This window comes from Aquimarina algiphila (assembly GCF_947494415.1).
In the GTDB taxonomy this organism is placed as follows: domain Bacteria; phylum Bacteroidota; class Bacteroidia; order Flavobacteriales; family Flavobacteriaceae; genus Aquimarina; species Aquimarina algiphila.
Map to the genome: position 1 here is coordinate 99,907 of NZ_CANLVC010000010.1, position 21,027 is coordinate 120,933.

The window sequence follows — 21,027 nt, forward strand, 5'->3', positions numbered from 1 at the left end:
TTATTTTTTCTTTATCACAGCTTGAGTGCTTTTTATATCAACTCCTTCTTGTTGCAACGTTTTTGTTATTTCCTTCATTCCCTGTATAGGAATACCCGCCATCCATACTTTATTATCATCAAATTGTACATCCAATTTTTTTTCTGGAATACATTTTACATAGTCCGAAAATGTATGTTCTCCTAATGATGTTAGTAAATGAATTTTTTGATTATCGCTACCTAACAAAGCCTTGGTTTGAGTTTCTTTATAATCATAAGGTTCAGAGATGAGAACATCAATAAGTCCTTCGAAGATTTCTTTTTTCTGTTTAAGTTTTTGATAAGAATAACCACTATATACTAAAACAGATAGATTGTAAGGTCTTAAGAAAGTAAGCAATTCAAACAGTGCAGCTTGTTGATCAAAAGGTTCACCTCCTGTAATAGTTATTCCATCACAGCTAGGTAACCACGTTTTCAAAACTCTTTTCAATTCATTTATATCAACCATTTTGGTGTTAAATTGCCAAGTGTCTGCTGAAATACAACCTTCACAATGTATTGAACAACCTTGAAACCAGATACCTATTCGTTTTCCGGGGCCAAGAGTTGTAACTGGAAAATGTAAACGTGAAATCCCAATTTCCATTGATCTACTTTTTAATTAAATTGATGGTAGTCCCTTTGTTTTCAAATGAAATACCTTTGGACTCGACAACATCGCCTTTGACAGGATTTATTGAAAACAAAGCTCTCGAAATAGGAGTAATAAAATGATATTCTATCTTATTTCTGATGCCTCTACCACCGTTATTTAAATCTTTAATAGACAGTTCTTCGAGTGTATGAATTACATCTTCTTGAATATGAAGCGAAATGCCTAATTGTTTCTGAATAGCGTTGATGTGATTTTCGATCATCATATTGAATATCATTTTGCCAACATCTTTTCTGATGTAATCAAAAACAATGATGTTATCTCCAATTCGATTCAAAAGTTCAGGTCGATTCAAATCGAATTTGAAATAGCGTTCAATCTCATTTCTTACTTTCTTTTCTACCGTTTCAAAATTATCTTCATAAGTCACGTTTGGAAAACGCTCTCCGGTAGCTGATTTTTTATAAATCCCCAGGTTGGAAGTGAAAACTATTAGCGTTTCAGAAAAATAAACTTTATCACCTCGGCCACTTGTAAGTACCCCATCATCTAGAATTTGAAGAAACTTATCTAGAATTCTAGGATGAGCTTTTTCAATTTCATCAAACAATACCACGCTAAAAGGCTTTTCTCTAACTGCATTGGTCAATTCGCCTCCTAAATCATAACCCACATAGCCTGGAGGTGCACCAATGAGTCTTTGGTCAGAATGTTCTGCACTAAACTCGGACATGTCAAATCTAATATAAGCACTTTCGTCACCAAATAAAAGACTAGTTAAGGTTTTGGCTAATTCCGTTTTTCCGACGCCCGTTGGGCCAGCCAAAAATACAACACCTCTAGGGCGATTATTTCTTTTGGAACTGCCGACACCTGTTATAGCTCTTTTTACAATATCCACCATGTGCTGTACAGAATGGTCTTGCCCTTTTACTCTTTTTCTAATAAAAGCTTCGCCATTTTCAATTTTCTCTCTATCAATTTTAACCCAGGGATCTTCAGTTACTCCTACTTTATATCTCCTTACGGCGTCGACAATAAGAGAAATATGAATAGATTCTGATCGAGCCAATTCTATAATGGCTACTAAATCCAAGAGAAGTAACCCTTCAGTCTCATCAACAAAATCTGTGGCTATTCTTTTAGCTTCTGTTTTAGTTTCGCATAAGCTTTCTACAATAGGATCTACTAATCTTCTTCGAGCAATATGGTCTGGTTTACCTATTGGGATATGTCTTATTTTGGGATTGTTAACGACCATCCAATCGGGTAAATCCCCTTCTTTGTCTACTATCCAAATAACAGTGTTGTAAAATGGTTTAGGTGGTTGCCCATAAGGTTTTGTTTCTGTAGTTTGGGATAGTATATGTGTCAAACTAAAGGTGTCATGCTCGGCCTTTATTAGATTTTCAGCATTCATCAAAAATTGAGAAGCGAAATCAACAACTAAGGCTATGGGCTCATTAGGATAGTTGACTATGGTTTGTAATACAATATTAAAAGTTTGTAAATTATGGTATATGTCATCTTGCTGAAGCGGAATATGAAGCTTTTGGAACAAGGCTTTTTTTTCTTCAGGATTTCCAAGAAAAAAAGGAATATCAAAACCACTCATAGGATTGTAATAAACCACATGCCTATAGCCTGTACTTTTAAGTTCGGCATCAATTGCATTTTCTAATCTATGCCAGCTGTAGCTTCCGAAATCATTTTTGATAAGCTGAAAATCTTTAATATTTCCAGAAAGGATGAATTGACTTTTTAAAGGAAGAAATCTTCGAAAATCTTGTAACCATCTTACCTTGGCGTCTTTCATTTTTTACTTTGTTTTGCTCTTTTTCAATAATCTTTAAAGCTCTTAATTAACCACTACGAGAGACACTTGATTTGCTAACCAAATAGCTATTACTCCAGAATCATTTAACATAAAAAATCTCAATGAACTTACAAATATGTTCATGCTTTACAGTTCGTTTATCCTTTCTATTTATTCAGTAGAGTGATTTCTATATCCAATTGTACATAGAATTTGTCTAGAACAATTTTTCTCTATTTTGTGCCTTATAGGGCTTCCAAACTCGTGTATTAGTCTCTTGTTAATTTAACAACTAATAACAAATCTAAGTCAAACAAGTTTTATAGTTGCAAAAAATATTAGAAAATTTTTAGCGTGTATTTGAGCTTTTTATTGAAACAGCTCTTGGTAGTCTTAAAACATTCATATCAGCTTATTACATTGATATGAGGATGAAAAGGGAACAAGATGTAATGTGTTTAATACAATAACTGGTCTTGATTCCTGCTATTAGGAAGAGCCAATTTAAACCAAACAAAAAGCCCAAACAAATTGTTTGGGCTTTTAAGGTGGTGCCTCCAGGAATCGAACCAGGGACACAAGGATTTTCAGTCCTTTGCTCTACCAACTGAGCTAAGGCACCTTGTTGTAAGCGGATGCAAATATAGAACGCTTTTTTTAATCCTCAAAAGAAAAAATTAAAAAAATCGTTTTGTACTTTTGCAACTTAGAAATAATGATATGAATCTTGTCGTTGATGTAGGGAATACGTATACTAAAATTGGAGTTTTTGATACATCTGAAATTGTTTATAAAAATACAATTAAACAGAATTCTTTTAAAAAGGAGATAGAGCGTGTGAAAAAAGAATACCCTCTGATTGCCAAAGCAATAGTTTCTTCTGTTGGAAATATGAATAAAGATCAAATACTGTATGTCAAGAATTCTTTTAATACTCTAATGTTGGACCATAAGGTTAACATGCCATTTAAAAATTTATATAAAACACCAAATACTCTGGGTATTGATCGTATGGTTCTTGTTGCGGCTGCAGTAGATCAGTTCCCAAAGAAGAATACCCTGATTATTGATGCAGGAACTTGTATTACCTACGATTTTAAAAATGAAAAAGAAGAATATATTGGTGGAGCAATAGCTCCCGGGTTACGATTAAGATATAGCAGCTTAAATAATTTTACTGCAAAATTACCACTGTTAGAATTGACATCTCCCCAAAATCACATAGGAAAAAGTACAGAAGAAGCTATACATTCGGGTGTGGTTTTCGGAATTTTATATGAAATTAAAGGAGTAATTGAAGAATATTGCAACATTTATCCTGATTTAACAGTTATTTTAACCGGAGGAGATGCACATTTTTTGTCTAAAAGATTAAAAAATGGCATATTTGCCACTTCCAATTTTTTATTGGAAGGATTAAACTGCATTTTAGCTTTTAATAATAGTAGATGATAAAGAAGATTTTAGTAGTTGTATTAGTGCATATTGCGGTAATATCTTATGCTCAGGAGGGAACCTCTTCACCGTATTCTTTTTATGGAATTGGAATACCAAAATTTAAAGGAACGGTAGAAAATAGATCGATGGGGGGATTAAGTGTACTTGCAGATAGTATTCATTTAAATCTTCAGAATCCAGCATCATTTAGTGAGCTTGGATTAACCTCATATACGGTAGGAACATCATATCGTAATTTTAAATTAAGTAATGCCAATGAATCGTCCTCAGGAGAGAATGCATCATTAGATTACCTTGCTATAGGTGTTCCGGCAGGTAAATTTGGATTCGGATTTGGAGTTATACCACTTACTTCTGTAGGATATCGTATTAATAATATTGTAGATGACGGATCAGAATTTCAATTTGAAGGGACTGGTGGTTTAAATAAGGTTTTTTTAGCTACTGGGGTTAAAGTTAACAAGAATCTAAGCGTAGGTGTAGATTTAAATTATAACTTTGGAAATATTGAAAATAAAACAATACTAAGAAGGCCTGATGTACAGTTTGATACCAGAGAAATAACCAGTACAGATTTATCAGCTTTTAGTTTATCTTTTGGAGTAAGGTATAAGACTATGGTTTCTGAAAAACTAGAACTGGTTGCTTCGATTGTGTCAACACCATCTTTTGAGTTAAAAGCAGATGGTACCAGAGAACTAGCTACTGTAGTAATTGCAAATAATGGTAGAGAGACGGTAGCAGAAAGACAAGAAATAAACGTTGGTGATCAAAAAATTGATCTTCCTGCCGAGTTTAAATTCGCTAGTGGTATAGGACAGCCAAGAAAATGGTTTGTTGGAGGAGAATATACATATCTTGATTCTGGAGAATTTACTAATATTGTATCCGGTCAGGATAATGTTGAGTATGAAAATGCTTCAAGATTTAAAGCAGGAGGATACTATATCCCTAAGTATAACTCGTTAACGAGTTATTTTAGTCGTGTTGTTTATCGGGCAGGATTTCGATATGAAGAAACAGGATTGAATATAAATGGAAATTCGATTGATGAGTTTGGCATATCTTTTGGAGTAGGACTACCAGTTGGCAGATTATTCTCTAATGCTAATATAGGTTTTGAGTATGGTCAACGAGGGACAACAGATTTTGGATTAGTTAAAGAAGAGTTTTTTAACGTTTCTTTAAGTTTATCATTAAATGATAAATGGTTCAGGAAAATAAAATTTAATTAAATACAATAATTAACACAGCTATGAATACGAAAGTTTTATTTGTTATAGCAACAGGATTAGTTTTGAGTACTGCAAGTATAAATGCTCAAGCTACGGACTGTGCAACGACAGCTTCTATTGCTTATGAACATGCAAAGGTAAAGAACTATGATGCGGCAGAAGAGCCATTATGGAAAGTAAGAAAAGAATGCCCTACATATAGTGTTGCGACGTATCAATTTGGAAAAAAATTGTTAGAAGCAAAATATAAAAAAGCTTCTGGGGCGCCTAAAACAACTTTGGCAAATGAATTGATTGCCTTGTGGAAAGAACGTTTTCAGTATTTTCCGGGAAAGACCAAAATTGGAGATATGCATTCTGATATAGGTCAACTCATGTATGATAATAAAATTGGTACTAAAGAAACTCAATTTGCTGAATTTGATAAAGGATATTCAGAGGATAAGAAAAACTTTAAAAGACCAAAAAAGTTATACACGTATTTCTCCCTTTTTGTAGATCTTCACGGTGAAGGAAAAAAAGAACTTCAGGGCGTTTTTGATTTGTATGATGATGTTACAGAAAAAATCGAAAATGAAGAAAATAGGTTAGCAAAAATTATCGCAGAACTTACAGAAAAAGAAGAAGCAGGTACAGCTTTATCTTCTAAAGAGAAAAGAGCATTAAAAAACTCAGGAATTAATTTAACAGCTTTTAGTAAAGTAAAAGCTGGGATTAATCAGAAATTAGGAGAATTAGCAGATTGTAAAAACCTGATTCCTCTATATACAGGACAATTTGAAGCAAAGAAGGCTGATATAAATTGGTTAAAAGGTGCTGCAGGAAGAATGTCTGCAAAAGAATGTACAGAGGATCCATTATTCTTTAAGTTGGTAGAGGCATTACATAAATCAGATCCTTCTGCTAAAACAGCTTACTATTTAGGACTTTTAGCTTTAAAAGATAAAAAGACTACTACTGCATTAAAGTATTTTAATCAATCAGCAGAATTAGAAACTAAATCAAGTGATAAGGCAAAAGTATACTTCAAGATTGGTGAGATAATGAAAAAGCAAGGTAGTAAAGGAAAAGCCAGAAGCTACTATAGAAAAGCATTAAAACAAAAACCTTCTATGGGGATATGCTACTTGAGAATAGCAAGTATGATTGCTAGTAGTGCAAATAGTTGTGGAACCGACGTGTTTAGTAAAAGAGCGGTATATTGGTTGGCTGAAAACTATGCTAGAAGAGCTGGGAAAATAGATCCAAGTTTAAAGTCTACAGCAAATAAATATGCAGCAAATTATCGCGCTAAGGCTCCGACAAAGACAGATATTTTTAACAACCCAGGAATAACATCCGTTAGTGTTGGATGTTGGATTGGAGAAACTGTTAAGGTGCCTAAACTGTAATGCAGGATAAAAAAAAATATATATTAATGAACATTGTCATAGCATTTGCTGTGACAATGTTTTTTTCATGCCAATCTAAAAAAATAACTTCTCCCGATTATTTAGAATCCGAAGAAGCTCCTATTGCAGAAGCTTTTGAAGTAAATCTTAAATATACTGATTCAGGAAGGCTTACCGCTATATTAAAAGCTTCTAGAATTTTAGACTATTCTAATCGATCTTTTGCGTATCATGAGTTTCCAGAAGGAATCATATTAGATATTATAGATGAAGATGGAAAAGTAAGTGTGGTTACCTCTGATTATGCAATTTCTTATCAGGAAACAGGAATAATTGATATGAGAGGTAATGTAGATATCCTAACAGCAGATAGTACACATTTACAAGCAAAACAATTGTATTGGAATCAAAACCTTAGCTGGGTATTTACCGATCAACCGTATAAAAGTTATCTCCCGGATGGTACTATTAATGAAGCAGATGGTTTTGATGCTAATCAGGATTTTACTATCTTGAATTCAAGAATTAATGACGGAGTAATGTTTATAGAGGAGTAATCCACTACTATGAAGAAAGTATTTAAATTTTTTGAATATGCCTATTTAGTAATTATGTGCTTTTTTTTATATGAGGCATATGAAGAATGGGGGCAAGAAGGAGGGAGAAGTATGCTCTATCTTTTTTTTGCAATAGCAGCGATCTTTATGTTTTTCTTTAAAAGAAACTTTAGAAAAAGATTTGAAGCAAATAACAAGAACTAATTCATGGAATTACATTTTATTGTTATTATACTTTGTTTAATTCTTTCAGCTTTTTTTTCAGGGATGGAAATTGCTTATGTTTCCTCAAATAAAATTCATATTGAAATTGAAAAAAAACAAGGAGGGTTTATATCAAATATCCTTACTCGTTTAACCAAAAAACCTTCTAAGTTTATTGCAACAATGCTTGTTGGTAATAATGTGGCTTTGGTGATTTATGGGTTGTATATGGGAGAGGTATTGATGAGTCTATTTAGTTCGTTACTACCATCACCATATTGGGTATTAGACTATTTTATTACAGAATTAAATCTTTTGACCCAAACCATTATTTCTACAGGGATTATTTTAATTACTGCTGAGTTTTTGCCAAAAGTATTTTTTCAAATTTACTCAAATACGTTGCTTAAAATATTTTCTTTTCCTGCTTATGTCTTTTATATTATTTTTTCGCCAATTTCATCATTTGTGATCTGGGTTTCGGATTTTGTGCTCAAGAAGTTTCTAAAAACTGATGGAGATCAGGTTCAACTAGCTTTTAGTAAAACAGAATTAGGGGATTATATTAGTGAGCAGATGGAGACCGTTGAAAAAGATGATGAAATAGATAGTGAAATTCAAATTTTTCAAAATGCTCTTGATTTTTCTGATGTCAAATCAAGAGAGGTAATGATTCCTAGAACCGAGGTGGTTGCTGTAGAGAAATCCCAATCTATAGAAGAAGTTAGTAAAATATTTATAGATACCGGGTTGTCAAAAATAATTGTATATAACGGCAATGTAGATGATATTATAGGGTATGTACACTCTTTTGAATTGTTTAAAAAGCCAAAGTCTCTAAGAGCAATTTTACTTCCTGTAGTTTTTGTGCCAGAGACAATGTTTGTAAAAGATGTGCTTAATCTTTTGACAAAAAAACATAAAAGTATAGCGGTTGTTATCGATGAGTATGGAGGTACTAGTGGTATCATTACTGTAGAAGATATTGTGGAAGAGCTATTTGGTGAGATTGAAGACGAACATGATTCTATTGAACTTATTGAAGAACAAGTTGCTGATGACCAATATAGGTTTTCTGCAAGAATAGAAGTAGATCATATCAATGAATTGTATAAATTAGACCTTCCTGAAGATGAAAATTACGAAACCCTGGGAGGGATGATTGTAAATCATACAGAAGAAATTCCACAACAAGGAGATGAAGTAAAAATAGATGGATTTAGAATTAAAATTATAGAGACTTCTAATACCAAAATTGAAATTGTCGAATTACAAGTGATTGCTGAGGAGTGATTTTGGTTCTTGTTGATTTAAAATAAAAGTCGATTCTTCTCGGTTTTTATGTGCTCCTTATTTTAAAAAGTTTCCTGATACCGTTAATATGTATACTATTTTTTGTGCCTTTACTTTTAGGAAGTTTATAGCTTGCTGTTACATGTAAAATAACACAATTTTTTATTGTTTATCGAGTTATAAAACAATAAAAAGATGATTTAATTTAGGTGAAAATGCATCATAAAGACTTTGTTGACCTTATTTACATAAAAAAAGCAAAAAACTTAATAATACTTTCAGAATTTTAATTGGTATTATTACAATAAAATGGTACTTTCGCCCACTATATTTTGAATAAATAATTACACATCATGGCAGTTTTAAATAAAATCAGACAACGTTCGGTTTTTCTTATTGTAATCATTGCATTAGCACTTTTTTCTTTTGTTTTGGCGGATTTGATTCGTAACGGAGGAGCAATTTCACAAAAAGCTGAAAATGTAATCGCAACGATAAACGGAAAAGATATTGATAGAACTGATTTTGCTAGAAAAGTAGAAACAGCTTCTAGAAGTTTTGGAGGAGGATCATCAAGCATTCAGGCTGTTAATTACGTATGGAACCAAGAAATACGTGAAACAGTTTTTGAAGAGCAATTTGAAGAGTTAGGGATTATAGTAGGTGAAGATCAAGTAAATCAATTACTGGAAGAATCCTTAGCAAACAATCCAACGTTTCAGAATGAGGCTGGAGTTTTTGATAAGGCTAAAATGCAAGAATATGTTGCAAATGTAAAAGCAACATCTCCACAAGCTTACCAACAGTGGTTGGAGTATGAGGTTTCTATTAGTAAAGGAGCTCGTGAGCAAGTGTATCTTAATATGATCAAAGCTGGTGTGGGATCTACATTAAAAGAAGGTGAATTGGTGTATAAGATGGAAAATGATAATGTAGATATTAAATATGTGCAATTACCATTTTCTAGTATTGAAGATGCAGAAGTTAATGTAACTGATGCAGAAATTAAAGCTTATGTTGATGTACATGCAGATCAGTATAAAGCAGAAGCTTCAAGAAGTATACGATATGTGCTTTTTAATGAAGAAGCAAGCCAGGAAGATATAGATGAAATCAAAGGAAGGGTTGCGAGTTTATTGGATGATAAAGCAGAATTTGAAAATGGGAAAACAGATACCGTTAAAGGATTCAGAAATGTTGAGAATGTAGAGGATTATGTTAATCAAAACTCTGCTGTAAAATTTGATGATCGTTTTAAGTTCAAAAAAGATTTACCAGCTACAGTAGCTGATACAATTTATAACCTAGAAGTAGGTGGTGTCTATGGGCCATATAAGGATGGAGATTTTATTAAAGTTTCTAGGGTTGTTGCTCAAAAGCAAATACCAGATTCTGTAAAAGCAAGTCACATTTTAATTTCTTGGGTAGGATTAGGGACTGCTGGTGATACAAAACGTACCAAAGAAGAAGCAAAAGCTCTAGCAGATAGTATCATTGGTGTTACCAGAGCAGATAAAGCTAAATTTGCAACGTTAGCTTCAGAATTCTCTGCTGACAGTTCTAATAAAGATAAAGGAGGAGATTTAGGATACTTTACTCCGGGAGCTATGGTTCCTGTTTTTAATGATTATTGTTTTGATAATAAAACAGGAGATCAGGGTATTGTAGAAACTCAATTTGGATATCATATTATTAGTATCGAAGATCAGACAGATGAAGAAAGAGCTATAAAAGTGGCAACTGTAGCACAAAAGGTAGAGCCAAGTGAAAAGACAATAAATGCAATTTTTACAGAAACTACTAAATTTCAAATCTCTGCAAAAGACAAGGATTTCGAAGAAGTGTCTAAAGAAAATGAATTAACCGTTCGACCAGTTAATAATATTAAAGAATTAGATGAGAATATCCCTGGATTAGGTGCTAGAAGAACAGTAGTGCAGTGGGCATTTAATGAAGAATCTAAAATTGGTGAAATAAAACGATTTGATATCCCAGAAGGGTATGCTGTGGTTCAATTAACTGCAAAATCAGATAAAGGGACTATGACAGTTGAAGATGCTAGTCCTACGGTAAAGCCAATTCTAATTAAAGAGAAGAAGGCAGAAACATTAAAAGCTAAAATTTCTGGAACTGCTCTTGATGCAATTGCACAAAGTCAAGGTCAAACAGTAAAAGTAGCTTCTGCATTAACAATGAAAACTCCTACTATTAGTGGAGCTGGAACAGAGCCAAAAGTGGTGGGTACTGCTTTTGCTTTAGAAATAGGGAACGTTTCTGGTCCTATTGTAGGTAACAATGGAGTGTATGTAGTAGAGGTAACGAAGAAAACACCTGCAAGTGGTTTAGAGACTTATATGAGCTATGCTTCACAAGCATCTAAAACACAAGCTGGGTTAGTGAACTCTAAAGTTTTTGATGCGCTTAAAGAAGCTGCAGAGATTGAAGATAAAAGAGCTAGATTTTACTAAGATTTAAATCATATAAATAAGAAAGCCTGAAGTTGAGACTTCAGGCTTTCTTATTTTATAAAGTGAATTAAAGTTTTTCTAACTTCTAACTTTTTGTTCCCATTTCCAGGCAGAACTGAGTGAATCATCCAGACTGCTTTTTGCTTTCCAGCCTAATTCATTATTTGCTTTGGTAGTATCAGCATATGCTGCGGTAATATCACCTTCTCTTCTTTCGACAATTTTATAGTTCAGCTTTTTGTCAGATGCTTTTTCAAAAGAATGGATTACTTCTAAAACAGAGCTTCCGGTTCCTGTGCCTACATTAAAGACTTCATAGTTAGATTTATTATTATCTTCTAATAATCGTTGTAAGGCTACTACATGAGCTTTTGCTAGATCTACCACATGAATGTAGTCTCTGATGCAAGTTCCGTCTACCGTAGGGTAATCATCACCAAAAACTGATAATTGTTCTCTAAGGCCGATAGCGGTCTGTGTAATAAAAGGAACCAGGTTCTGAGGCACACCAATAGGTAATTCACCAATTTCAGCTGTAGGATGTGCTCCAATTGGGTTAAAATAGCGAAGAGATATAGCTTTTAGTGCTGGGTGTACTTTGCAGGTATCTCTTATGATTTCTTCACCAATTTGTTTTGTGTTTCCATAAGGAGATTCTGCAGCTTTTACGGGTGCATCTTCGGTAATCGGAAGTTCATCTGCTTGTCCATATACGGTACATGAAGAACTGAAAATAAAATTAGCAGAAGCTTTTTCTGTTAGTTGCTGCAGCATGAAAACTAAGGTTGACAAGTTGTTTTCATAGTATAGTAAAGGTTTTTCTACGCTTTCTCCAACGGCTTTTGAGGCAGCAAAATGAATGACGCCTTCAATATCATGATGACGTTTAAAAAACTCCTGCACTTTATCCTTTTCTCTAAGATCGAATTGTTCAAAAATTACATCTTTACCTGTGATGGCATGTATTCCTTTGATAACATGAGGAGAAGAATTAGAGCAATTGTCTATAATAACAACTTCATATCCTTTGTTTTGTAGCTCTACTACGGTATGAGAACCTATAAATCCCAATCCCCCCGTGACTAAGATTTTCATATGTAAAATGATTTAATGTTTGAACCAACGAAGGAACAATAATTAAAGGATTTTAGCAACTTCTTGATTTACAAATTCTAAAAATCTTTCATCTTTTTCTGTGAAAGGGTTTGGGGTTTCAGAATCTATATCAATTTGTCCGATATTTTCTCCATTTTTGAATAATGGAATTACAATCTCTGATTTAACAGTAAAGCTGCATGCAATATAATTGTCCTGTGCTTGCACATCAGGAACTACAAAGTTTTCATTAGATACAGCTACCTGACCACAAATACCCTTCCCGAAAGGGATAATAACATGATCTGTTTCTGCGCCAACATATGTGCGAAGTTTTAGTTCCTCTTTGTCTTCGTTTTTAAAATAAAAACCAACCCAATCATAATAATCAATCTTGTCTTTGAGTAATTGACAAATCGTATGTAATCTATCTGTTACTGATTGGTCTTCATTTTTTAATAGCTGTATTACTTGGGGTTTTAACTCTTCAAATGGCATTCCTTACAATTTTACCGGCAAAAATATCTAAAATATTTAGAAAAGTCCTGAATTCTTAATGGTATAGTTTTGTTAAAAAAAATATTCAAAGAGAAATACTTTTGTTAATTGTTTTAAATATTAAATTAACTTTGTGGTTTTTGGAATAATTAATAGACGAATAAATTTTCTGATTCTATGCAAAGGAATTTAAATATATTGAATGTTAGATATGGATTACTTCTGGTCATAGTGACATTGATTTCAATTTCTTGTAATCAAGATAAAAAACCAGTCACTGTTACACAGAATGAATTAGATGGAAGTGTTGATCTAAATATCACAAATGAAGTGTCTGAAGTTAAGTTTTCGGATGGAAAAAGCCTTGAAATATATGGCTTATATCTTAATATCAAAGCAGCACTAGTGAATTCAAATAGTGAAGGTGTTCAGGTAGAGGCAAAAAAGCTGGAAGCTGCTATAGGTATGTTAGAAGAGTATAAATCTCTTAAGGCAACTTCAAAGCTAATTTCCTTAACCAAAGACGTAAAAGAACAACGTAATTTTTTTGTTTCGTTAACTAACGAAACTGAGAAGTTAATACGTGGTACGAAAATTACTTCCGGAGCTGTATACAAGCAGTTTTGTCCAATGGCTTTTGATGGAGAAGGAGGGTATTGGTTATCTGATTCTGAGGAAATTAGAAATCCTTTTTTTGGGGATAAGATGCTTGTTTGTGGAAGTGTGAAAGATGTTTTTAAGTAAAATAATAAACTGAAAAGAAAAATAATTTATGGCTCAGTGTGCGAAAACACTGAAAATAAAAATATTGACTATATTTAAAGATATCAAGCATGTAATTGATATAGTTTTTGAGGGAAATCTATATGAATGGGAATATGCGAGATATTTATTGTAATTGGGATAAAAACAAAAATGGATATGATAGAGAGAAAATTAATGCTATTGATTTTTTCTGTACTGTTTTTTTCTTGTAATGATAATGTAAAAGCAATTCCTGGGCCTACGGCTCAAACTATTGCCCTTTTAGAGAGATCTAAGGCATTACAGGCACGAGGAGAAAAAGTAGAGCAGAGTATGCTCAGAAAAAAAGATTCAATAGTCATGCTGATAGGCGGTGAATCGAGTGCAGAAAGTACTGATGATACAAAAAAAACTATCGCTGCAGATGGTATTGTGAATACAGAAAATGCTGTTGATACAAATGATGAAGGTTTTGTGAATATAGAGGAGATGTCCAGTGAATTTGTTTTGGATATGCGATATGCTACTTCTAATAATTTTTTGAAAGAGAAAGTATATTCCTGTGCTAAGTGTTATGTTAGAAAGGAAGTTGCAGAAGCACTCGTAAAAGCAAATAATGATCTCCTTGCACAAGGCTATAGAATAAAGCTCTTTGATTGTTATCGCCCGCATAGTGTTCAGAAAAAGATGTGGAAGATTTTTCCTAATCCTGGATATGTTGCTGATCCTAAAGGGGGATCTATTCATAATAAAGGTGCGGCAGTAGATATCACTTTAGTAAGGTCAGCAGGTGGTGGTGTAGATATGGGAACAGATTTTGATCATTTCGGGAAAGAAGCACATCATTCATATAATGGTCATTCAAAAACGATACTCAGTCACCGCAAATTGTTGCGTGAAACTATGGAAAAACATGGGTTTAAGACCATAAGGACAGAATGGTGGCATTATAACTTTAAAAGTAATGGAGGTTATAAGGTCTCAGATTTTAAATGGAAATGTGATTGAGATTATCGATTAAATGGGTATTCATTTATCCAATGAAATCCTCTGTTAATTAATAAAAACTCATTACGCTTTTTCTTTTTAGTTTTGATTTTTAGAGTATCACCATAGTAAATGCCTTCAAAAAAGTATAAGCTATCTTGTATGCGGTATTGAAGTTTTTGAACATCTGTACTGTCTCGATATGCAGTAAGCTCTAATGTTTTAGAAATAGTATCAGTTTTCTCTTTTTTGTATATAAACTTTTCATCCATTGTTTGTAGCCCTGTATAACGCTTGTCCACTAAAATTCTTTTCCAGCGTATAGTGTCTGTTGTTAATGGAGGCAAAGTGTCGTTATTTTTTATAAATTCTATGACTTCATAGATGCCATATAAAGAGGATTTAGGTGCTTCTTTACCCCATTTTTTTTGGCCTTCGGCAGATTCGCTGATATTGGTGTATAGAAAAAAACAAATAACTAAAGTTTTGGCAATTAAAGTAGCAGTTTTTGCTTTATGTTTAGTAAAATAAGGTGTGAATACTTTTGGTTGTACAGGCTTGTTAAGAAGCAGAAAATTTATTATACGTTTTAGGTCTGGTGCTAATAAAAAGAGTCCCATAATGGTTAGTAGTCCACTATATAATTTTACAGGTATGTCGTAACTCATGTTCATCATAAAAACATTGAACATAACAGCAACGGTCATTAAGGCTCCAAATAAAGTAGTCTTTCTAAAAACTAGTAATATACCTGCAATTATTTCTGCGTAACCAGAAAATCTTGTGTAAGTGTCACTATATTCCATGAAATTCCACATTAAACCCATAGGGGAGGAATTGCCATAAGTTTTTACAAGATCCATAAGACTTAACTCAGAGAATTGCAAGGTAAATGCTTTAGAAAACCCATAAGAAAACATAGTTGCAGCAATGTAGTATCTAACAAATACTCTTAGATACATGAATAGTGTTGAGTAATTTTTTCTTCTAAAATCTAAAAAACTCCAAATAACCGATGTGATTATTGCTATGTTTAAAGTAATAAATTGAAAAATATAATCCGCAGTAGTATCTCCACTTCCGTTAGGCCCTATTATAATCTCATACTTAATTCCTAAAATATTTTTCCCTACCCAAACCGAAAGCTCTTGCGTCCAATTAGTGTAAAATGAAAATAAATCATCTTGCCCAATAATACTTCCTATATAATATAGAGGAAATGGGAAAATATTTAGAAAAAGATAAACTAAGAAGAACCTGAATGTGACCAGGGTGGGTAGATTCCAGGAAGTGGTGTTAGAGATATTTTGATTGGATTTCATGCAAACTTATTAATGGTATAGTTTTAAGAAGTAAGAAGAAACTAATATAGGAATGATTTACTAATTTTTGCTTATTGCTGATGTGAAAAAAAACGACACTCACCGTAGTGAATGCCGTTCTTGAGCACAATTATAAAATCGGAAAAAATTAAAACTGTTCTACTTCTGTACTTCCCTCCCTGGTGATAGTAGAAGATTTACCTACAGTTACCATGTTTGCAGCATCAAATAATGTAGTTTTGTAAATTGATGTTTCAAAGTAAGGAGCTCTGCAAGGTCTTGTATTTATGACTTAAATTTTGAAATATATTATTTTATAAATATTGATATGCTTGAGTGGTTAGAAATTCTTCAAATTCGTCTGAAGTAACTAGTTTAGCGAAAATCTGCACTGCATTTTGATAATTTTCTGTTTCAAAAAGTGAATCACCCACCTGGTTTTTGATAATATTAAGTTCATCTTCAAATAGCTTCTGAAACAATATGGTGTCAAATGTTCTCCCGTCGTCCAATAACACTTCGTTTTTTAGCCATTGCCATATCTGTGTTCGGCTAATCTCTGCTGTGGCAGCATCTTCCATGAGGTTGTATAGCGCAACTGCACCATTTCCGCCTAACCAAGTAGCGATATAGTGAATTCCTACATTGATATTGTCGCGAATCCCTTTTTCTGTTATTGTGCCTTCTGGGATAGCTAAAAGATCACTTTCTGTAATTTTCACATCATTTCGTTTCACATCCATTTGATTGGGGTTAGGCATATGTGTGTCAAACACATTTAAAGCTAATTTCACCAATCCTGGATGTGCTACCCAAGTACCATCATGGCCATTTTTTACTTCACGTTCTTTGTCTGCACGTACTTTTGTAAAAGCGATGGCATTTTTTTCTTCATCATCTTTAATGGGAATTTGTGCAGCCATACCTCCAATAGCAAGAATGTTTCTTTTGTGACATCTTTGGATAACCAGTTTGCTATAAGCATCCATAAAAGGGCTGGTCATGGTTACCTGTGATCGATCAGGAACCACAAAACCTTTGTGGTTTCTAAGTTTTTTAATATAACTAAAGATGTAATCCCATCTTCCACAATTCAATCCAACAATGTGGTCTTTTAGTGCGTATATGATTTCATCTAATTGAAAACTTGCTGTTATAGTCTCTACGAGTACAGTTACTTTTACGGTTCCATGTTCGATGCCAAGATATTCTTCAGAAAAATCTATTACATCATTCCACCAGATAGCTTCAGTAAAATGCTCTAGTTTTGGAAGGTAGTAATAAGGTCCTGTGCCGTTTTCTCTTAATTGCTCATTATTGTGAAACAAATACAATGCAAAATCAAAAAGAGAAGCACTCATTTGTTGTTCTTTTATTAAAAGGTGTTTTTCATTAAGATGTAGACCTCTGGGGCGTACAATTAATGTAGCAATCTTTTCTTTTAGTTGATATGTTTTATCCCTTTTTGGGTTATAAAACGAAATAGTTTTGTTGACGGCATCTTTAAGGTTTTTTTGCCCTTGAAGACAATTTTCCCAAAGAGGAGCATTACTGTCTTCAAAATCTGCCATGAACGTTTTGGCTCCAGAGTTTAAGGCGTTAATGACCATCTTTCTGTCTACAGGACCTGTGATCTCAACTCTGCGATCTTGTAGATCAGAAGGGATTGGAGCTGCGGCCCATTCACTGTTACGAATTTCTTTTGTGTTTTCTGGAAAAGAAGGATACGTTCCCAGGTCAAACAACTGTTGCTGACACTCGCGATTTTTTAAAAGAGTTAATCGTTTTTCATTAAAACGATCTTGCAAAGCTTCTAAAAAGGTCAGCGCACCATCGGTTAAAATCTCAGGATGGTAATTTCTAACTTCTTTAGAGAAGCTAATTTTCTGACTAAGGTTTGTCTGTGTTTCCATAACTATATCGTTTTGAGTGAACAATATTAAAAAAAAGTTTTTTATAAAACAAGCGAACGTTCGCTAAATGTGAATTTTTCCTTTTTTTAACAATTACGCAAAAATTGTTACTTTTGATATTATGGCAATAGCAGAAGAATATATTAGATTGATTTTTGGTCTGAAAATCAAGCAGATACGTACAGATAAGGATTTATCACTTTTTGGCTTATCTAAGTTATGTGGACTTTCTAAGTCGTATTTAAACGAGATAGAAAAAGGAAAAAAGTACCCTAAAACAGATAAAATTATCAAGCTTGCAGAAACATTAGATGTTCCTTATGATAGTTTGGTTTCTTTAAAATTAGATAAAAATCTGGCTCCAATCGGTGAAATTTTACAATCTGGAATTTTAGATGAAATCCCTTTGGAGTTATTTGGGATACAACAAAGTGATTTGATTGATATCATTGCAAATGCACCTTCTAAGGTAAATGCTTTTATAAGTACAATTATAGAGATTGCTCAACATTATAATATGAGTCGTGAAGGCTTTTATCTAGCTTCGTTAAGATCATATCAGGAAGCGCATAACAATTTTTTTAAAGATTTAGAAGATAAAGCTATACGTTGTGCTAATTCGTATCAATTAGATCTAACCGGAAAAATATCATCTGTAGAGTTAGAAGAAATCCTGAAGGAGGAATACGGGTATACTATTAATGTTGAAGGTATTCCCAGGGAAGAGGAATTGGATAACTTAAGGTCGGTATTTGTACCGTCAACAAAAACACTTTTATTGTCTGATCGGGTAGATGAGGCGCAGAAAACATTTATCTATGCTAAGGAATTGGGGTATCAATATCTTAATATTAAAGAAAGGCCTTATACTTTTTCATGGATACGATATGATAATTTTGAAGAGGTATTACATAATTTTTATGCATCTTATTTTGCAGGAGCACTAATTATTCCCAGAACTCATCTTAAAGATCATCTCAAAAATCTTTTTGCAATGAAGCGGTTTTCTGAAAAAGCTTTTCATAAAATTATAAACTTATATAATGCTTCTCCTGAATCTTTTTATCAACGTCTGACTAACATCTTACCAAAAGATTTTGGGATGCAGAATGTGTTCTTTCTTAGGTTCACACATAAACTTGGTGTAGAAAAATTTAACTTGGTTAAAGAACTCCATATTACTCATCAGCAACAACCACACGCGAATGAAGTTAATGAACATTATTGCAGACGATGGATGGCGATAAAGACATTGCAGCGTACAGCTAATGAAGGGATCGATTATGCTTTTAATATTCAGATTTCGGATTATGCTGATACAGATCAGCAATATTTGGTGTTTACTTCTGCAACAAAAGACCCATTTAGAAAAGATTATTACCGTAGTATCGGAATAGGGTTTTTGATTTCTTCTGCATTAGAAAAAAAGATCAGTTTTGTTAATGATAATAAAATTCCTAAAGTGAAAGTTGGAGTCACCTGTGAGTCTTGTTCATTATTAGATTGTGAAGTTAGAATGGCACCGCCAAAACGTTTAATAGCCAAGGAGAAACATAAGAAAACTGCAGTGTTAGTTGCTGATATTATGAAACAATATTCTTGATTACTTTAGTATAATAATTACTACCTAAAAAAAGAAAACCCATCTTGATTTTTCAAGATGGGTTTTACTATTATTCTAGCAGCTGCTTATATTCGCAAACTGGCTTAATTATTATCTATGGCGATTTGCCATTACATCATGCCTGGCATACCTCCACCCATTGGTGGCATTCCGCCTCCAGCAGGAGCATCTTCTTTAATGTCTATTAATGCACATTCGGTAGTAAGAATCATACCAGAAACAGAAGCTGCGTTTTCAAGAGCAATACGAGTCACTTTTTTAGGATCAATGATTCCAGCTTTAAGCATATCTACGTAAGCTTCAGATTTTGCATCATAACCAAAGTTGTCTTTCCCTTCAAGAACTTTAGAAATCACCACAGATCCTTCACCTCCTGCATTTTCTACAATAGTTCTAAGTGGTGATTCGATAGCACGGTTTACAATTTGTACACCTGTTGCTTCATCAGCATTTTCAGTTTTTACATTATCAAGGACAGCTTTAGCTCTAACTAAGGCAACACCACCACCAGCAACAATACCTTCTTCTACTGCAGCTCGAGTTGCATGAAGTGCATCGTCAACACGGTCTTTCTTTTCCTTCATCTCTACTTCAGAAGCAGCTCCTACATATAATACAGCAACACCTCCGGCTAATTTTGCTAGACGTTCCTGTAATTTTTCTTTATCATAGTCAGAGGTTGTAGTTTCTATCTGAGCTTTGATTTGATTTACTCTGTTTTTGATTAAATCTTCACCACCAGCACCGTTAACTACAGTTGTATTGTCTTTGTCGATAGCTACTTTTTCTGCAGTACCTAGATGTTCTATAGTTGTATTTTCTAATGTAAATCCTCGTTCTTCAGAAATTACTGTACCACCAGTTAAAATTGCAATATCCTCTAGCATTGCCTTACGTCTATCACCAAAACCAGGAGCTTTTACAGCTGCGATTTTAAGTGCACCACGTAATTTATTTACTACAAGAGTAGCTAGCGCTTCACCATCTACATCTTCTGCAATAATTAATAGTGGTTTTCCAGTTTGTGCAACAGGCTCTAAAACCGGAAGTAGATCTTTCATAGCAGAGATCTTCTTGTCATATAATAAGATATATGGAGTCTCAAGATCAGCTGTCATTTTTTCACTGTTTGTTACAAAGTATGGTGAAAGATATCCTCTGTCAAATTGCATTCCTTCAACAATATCTACAGTAGTATCTGTTCCTTTTGCTTCTTCTACTGTAATTACTCCTTCTTTACCAACTTTTTCGAAAGCTTGAGCGATAAGATCTCCAATAGTTCCATCATTATTAGCAGATATAGCAGCTACTTGTTTGATTTTGTCAGAAGAGTCCCCTACTTCTTTAGTTTGGCTAGAAAGATCTTCTGTAATTGCTTGTACGGCTTTGTCAATACCACGCTTTAAATCCATTGGATTAGCTCCTGCAGCTACATTTTTAAGACCTTCTTTAACGATAGCTTGCGCTAATACCGTTGCGGTAGTAGTACCGTCTCCTGCAAGATCATTTGTTTTAGAAGCTACTTCTTTTACCATTTGTGCTCCCATATTTTCCAGAGCATCTTCTAATTCAACTTCTTTTGCTACAGAAACTCCATCTTTAGTTACGGTTGGAGCTCCAAATGATTTACTGATAATTACATTACGTCCTTTAGGTCCTAATGTTACTTTTACTGCATTAGCTAATGCATCTACACCGCGTTTGATACCATCGCGTGCTTCTATGTCAAATTTTATGTCTTTTGCCATAATGAAATTTTATTTTTTATTTCTGTGAAAACAGA

The 21,027-nt window shown here is 33.5% G+C and carries 17 protein-coding genes and 1 tRNA gene; 10 read left to right on the forward strand and 8 right to left on the reverse strand.

All coding sequences use genetic code 11. The features are described 5' to 3' along the window. From PQF96_RS23955 to PQF96_RS23965, 3 genes are all read right to left on the reverse strand, one after another. Positions 1-630, reverse strand: coding sequence for a 4Fe-4S single cluster domain-containing protein (locus tag PQF96_RS23955; protein WP_271769029.1), 630 nt, complete (start codon positions 628-630; stop codon positions 1-3). 4 nt (positions 631-634) lie between these two features. Continuing rightward, on the reverse strand, positions 635-2,455 hold the full coding sequence (locus PQF96_RS23960) for an AAA family ATPase (protein WP_271769030.1): 1,821 nt from the start codon (positions 2,453-2,455) through the stop codon (positions 635-637). A gap of 549 nt (positions 2,456-3,004) precedes the next feature. Then, a tRNA-Phe gene (locus PQF96_RS23965) sits at positions 3,005-3,077 on the reverse strand. 98 nt (positions 3,078-3,175) lie between these two features. Between PQF96_RS23965 and PQF96_RS23970 the strand changes: the two genes are divergently transcribed. The 7 genes from PQF96_RS23970 to PQF96_RS24000 all read left to right on the forward strand — a co-directional run bounded on the left by PQF96_RS23970 (position 3,176) and on the right by PQF96_RS24000 (position 11,061). Next, positions 3,176-3,907 (forward strand): type III pantothenate kinase, encoded by a 732-nt coding sequence (locus PQF96_RS23970; protein WP_271769032.1) that lies wholly within the window; start codon positions 3,176-3,178, stop codon positions 3,905-3,907. Next, positions 3,904-5,148 carry a porin family protein gene (locus tag PQF96_RS23975; protein ID WP_109434128.1) on the forward strand — a complete coding sequence of 415 codons (1,245 nt, stop codon included), beginning with the start codon at positions 3,904-3,906 and terminating at the stop codon, positions 5,146-5,148. Before PQF96_RS23970 ends, PQF96_RS23975 begins: the two co-directional genes overlap by 4 nt. 20 nt (positions 5,149-5,168) lie before the next feature. Beyond that, positions 5,169-6,539, forward strand: coding sequence for a tetratricopeptide repeat protein (locus PQF96_RS23980; protein WP_271769035.1), 1,371 nt, complete (start codon positions 5,169-5,171; stop codon positions 6,537-6,539). A 26-nt stretch (positions 6,540-6,565) separates the two neighbouring features. Then, entirely contained in the window at positions 6,566-7,096 is a 531-nt protein-coding gene (gene lptC / locus PQF96_RS23985; protein WP_271769036.1) for an LPS export ABC transporter periplasmic protein LptC, read from the forward strand. 9 nt (positions 7,097-7,105) lie between these two features. Beyond that, a complete protein-coding gene (locus PQF96_RS23990) occupies positions 7,106-7,300 on the forward strand; it encodes a hypothetical protein (RefSeq protein WP_109434125.1) in 195 nt (64 codons plus the stop codon). A gap of 3 nt (positions 7,301-7,303) precedes the next feature. Further along, on the forward strand, positions 7,304-8,593 hold the full coding sequence (locus PQF96_RS23995) for a hemolysin family protein (RefSeq protein WP_271769038.1): 1,290 nt from the start codon (positions 7,304-7,306) through the stop codon (positions 8,591-8,593). Positions 8,594-8,946: 353 nt separating this feature from the next. Further along, positions 8,947-11,061, forward strand: a complete 2,115-nt coding sequence (locus tag PQF96_RS24000) for a peptidylprolyl isomerase (protein WP_271769041.1) — start codon at positions 8,947-8,949, stop codon at positions 11,059-11,061. A gap of 78 nt (positions 11,062-11,139) precedes the next feature. Here PQF96_RS24000 and galE read toward each other — a convergent pair whose 3' ends face one another. Both galE and PQF96_RS24010 read right to left on the reverse strand, forming a co-directional pair. Then, positions 11,140-12,156: a UDP-glucose 4-epimerase GalE gene (gene galE, locus PQF96_RS24005; protein WP_271769043.1), complete on the reverse strand. Its 1,017-nt coding sequence runs from the start codon at positions 12,154-12,156 to the stop codon at positions 11,140-11,142. Positions 12,157-12,198: 42 nt separating this feature from the next. Beyond that, complete coding sequence (locus PQF96_RS24010) at positions 12,199-12,654, reverse strand: GAF domain-containing protein (RefSeq protein WP_109434121.1); 456 nt, start codon at positions 12,652-12,654, stop codon at positions 12,199-12,201. 177 nt (positions 12,655-12,831) lie between these two features. Between PQF96_RS24010 and PQF96_RS24015 the strand changes: the two genes are divergently transcribed. Both PQF96_RS24015 and PQF96_RS24020 read left to right on the forward strand, forming a co-directional pair. Continuing rightward, positions 12,832-13,398 (forward strand): DUF3347 domain-containing protein, encoded by a 567-nt coding sequence (locus tag PQF96_RS24015; protein WP_271769045.1) that lies wholly within the window; start codon positions 12,832-12,834, stop codon positions 13,396-13,398. 177 nt (positions 13,399-13,575) lie between these two features. Next, a complete protein-coding gene (locus tag PQF96_RS24020) occupies positions 13,576-14,406 on the forward strand; it encodes a M15 family metallopeptidase (protein WP_271769047.1) in 831 nt (276 codons plus the stop codon). 2 nt (positions 14,407-14,408) lie between these two features. Here the strand turns inward: PQF96_RS24020 and PQF96_RS24025 are convergent, their stop codons facing one another. Together PQF96_RS24025 and aceB are read right to left on the reverse strand one after the other, a co-directional pair. Next, positions 14,409-15,707, reverse strand: a complete 1,299-nt coding sequence (locus PQF96_RS24025) for a hypothetical protein (RefSeq protein WP_271769050.1) — start codon at positions 15,705-15,707, stop codon at positions 14,409-14,411. 314 nt (positions 15,708-16,021) lie between these two features. Continuing rightward, positions 16,022-17,620, reverse strand: a complete 1,599-nt coding sequence (gene aceB / locus PQF96_RS24030) for a malate synthase A (protein WP_271769053.1) — start codon at positions 17,618-17,620, stop codon at positions 16,022-16,024. A 121-nt stretch (positions 17,621-17,741) separates the two neighbouring features. On the opposite strand from aceB, the gene PQF96_RS24035 reads away from it, so the two are divergent. Beyond that, positions 17,742-19,223, forward strand: coding sequence for a helix-turn-helix domain-containing protein (locus PQF96_RS24035; RefSeq protein ID WP_109434117.1), 1,482 nt, complete (start codon positions 17,742-17,744; stop codon positions 19,221-19,223). 131 nt (positions 19,224-19,354) lie between these two features. Here PQF96_RS24035 and groL read toward each other — a convergent pair whose 3' ends face one another. Then, positions 19,355-20,992 (reverse strand): chaperonin GroEL, encoded by a 1,638-nt coding sequence (gene groL, locus PQF96_RS24040; protein WP_109434116.1) that lies wholly within the window; start codon positions 20,990-20,992, stop codon positions 19,355-19,357. Between the last annotated feature and the right edge of the window lie 35 nt (positions 20,993-21,027).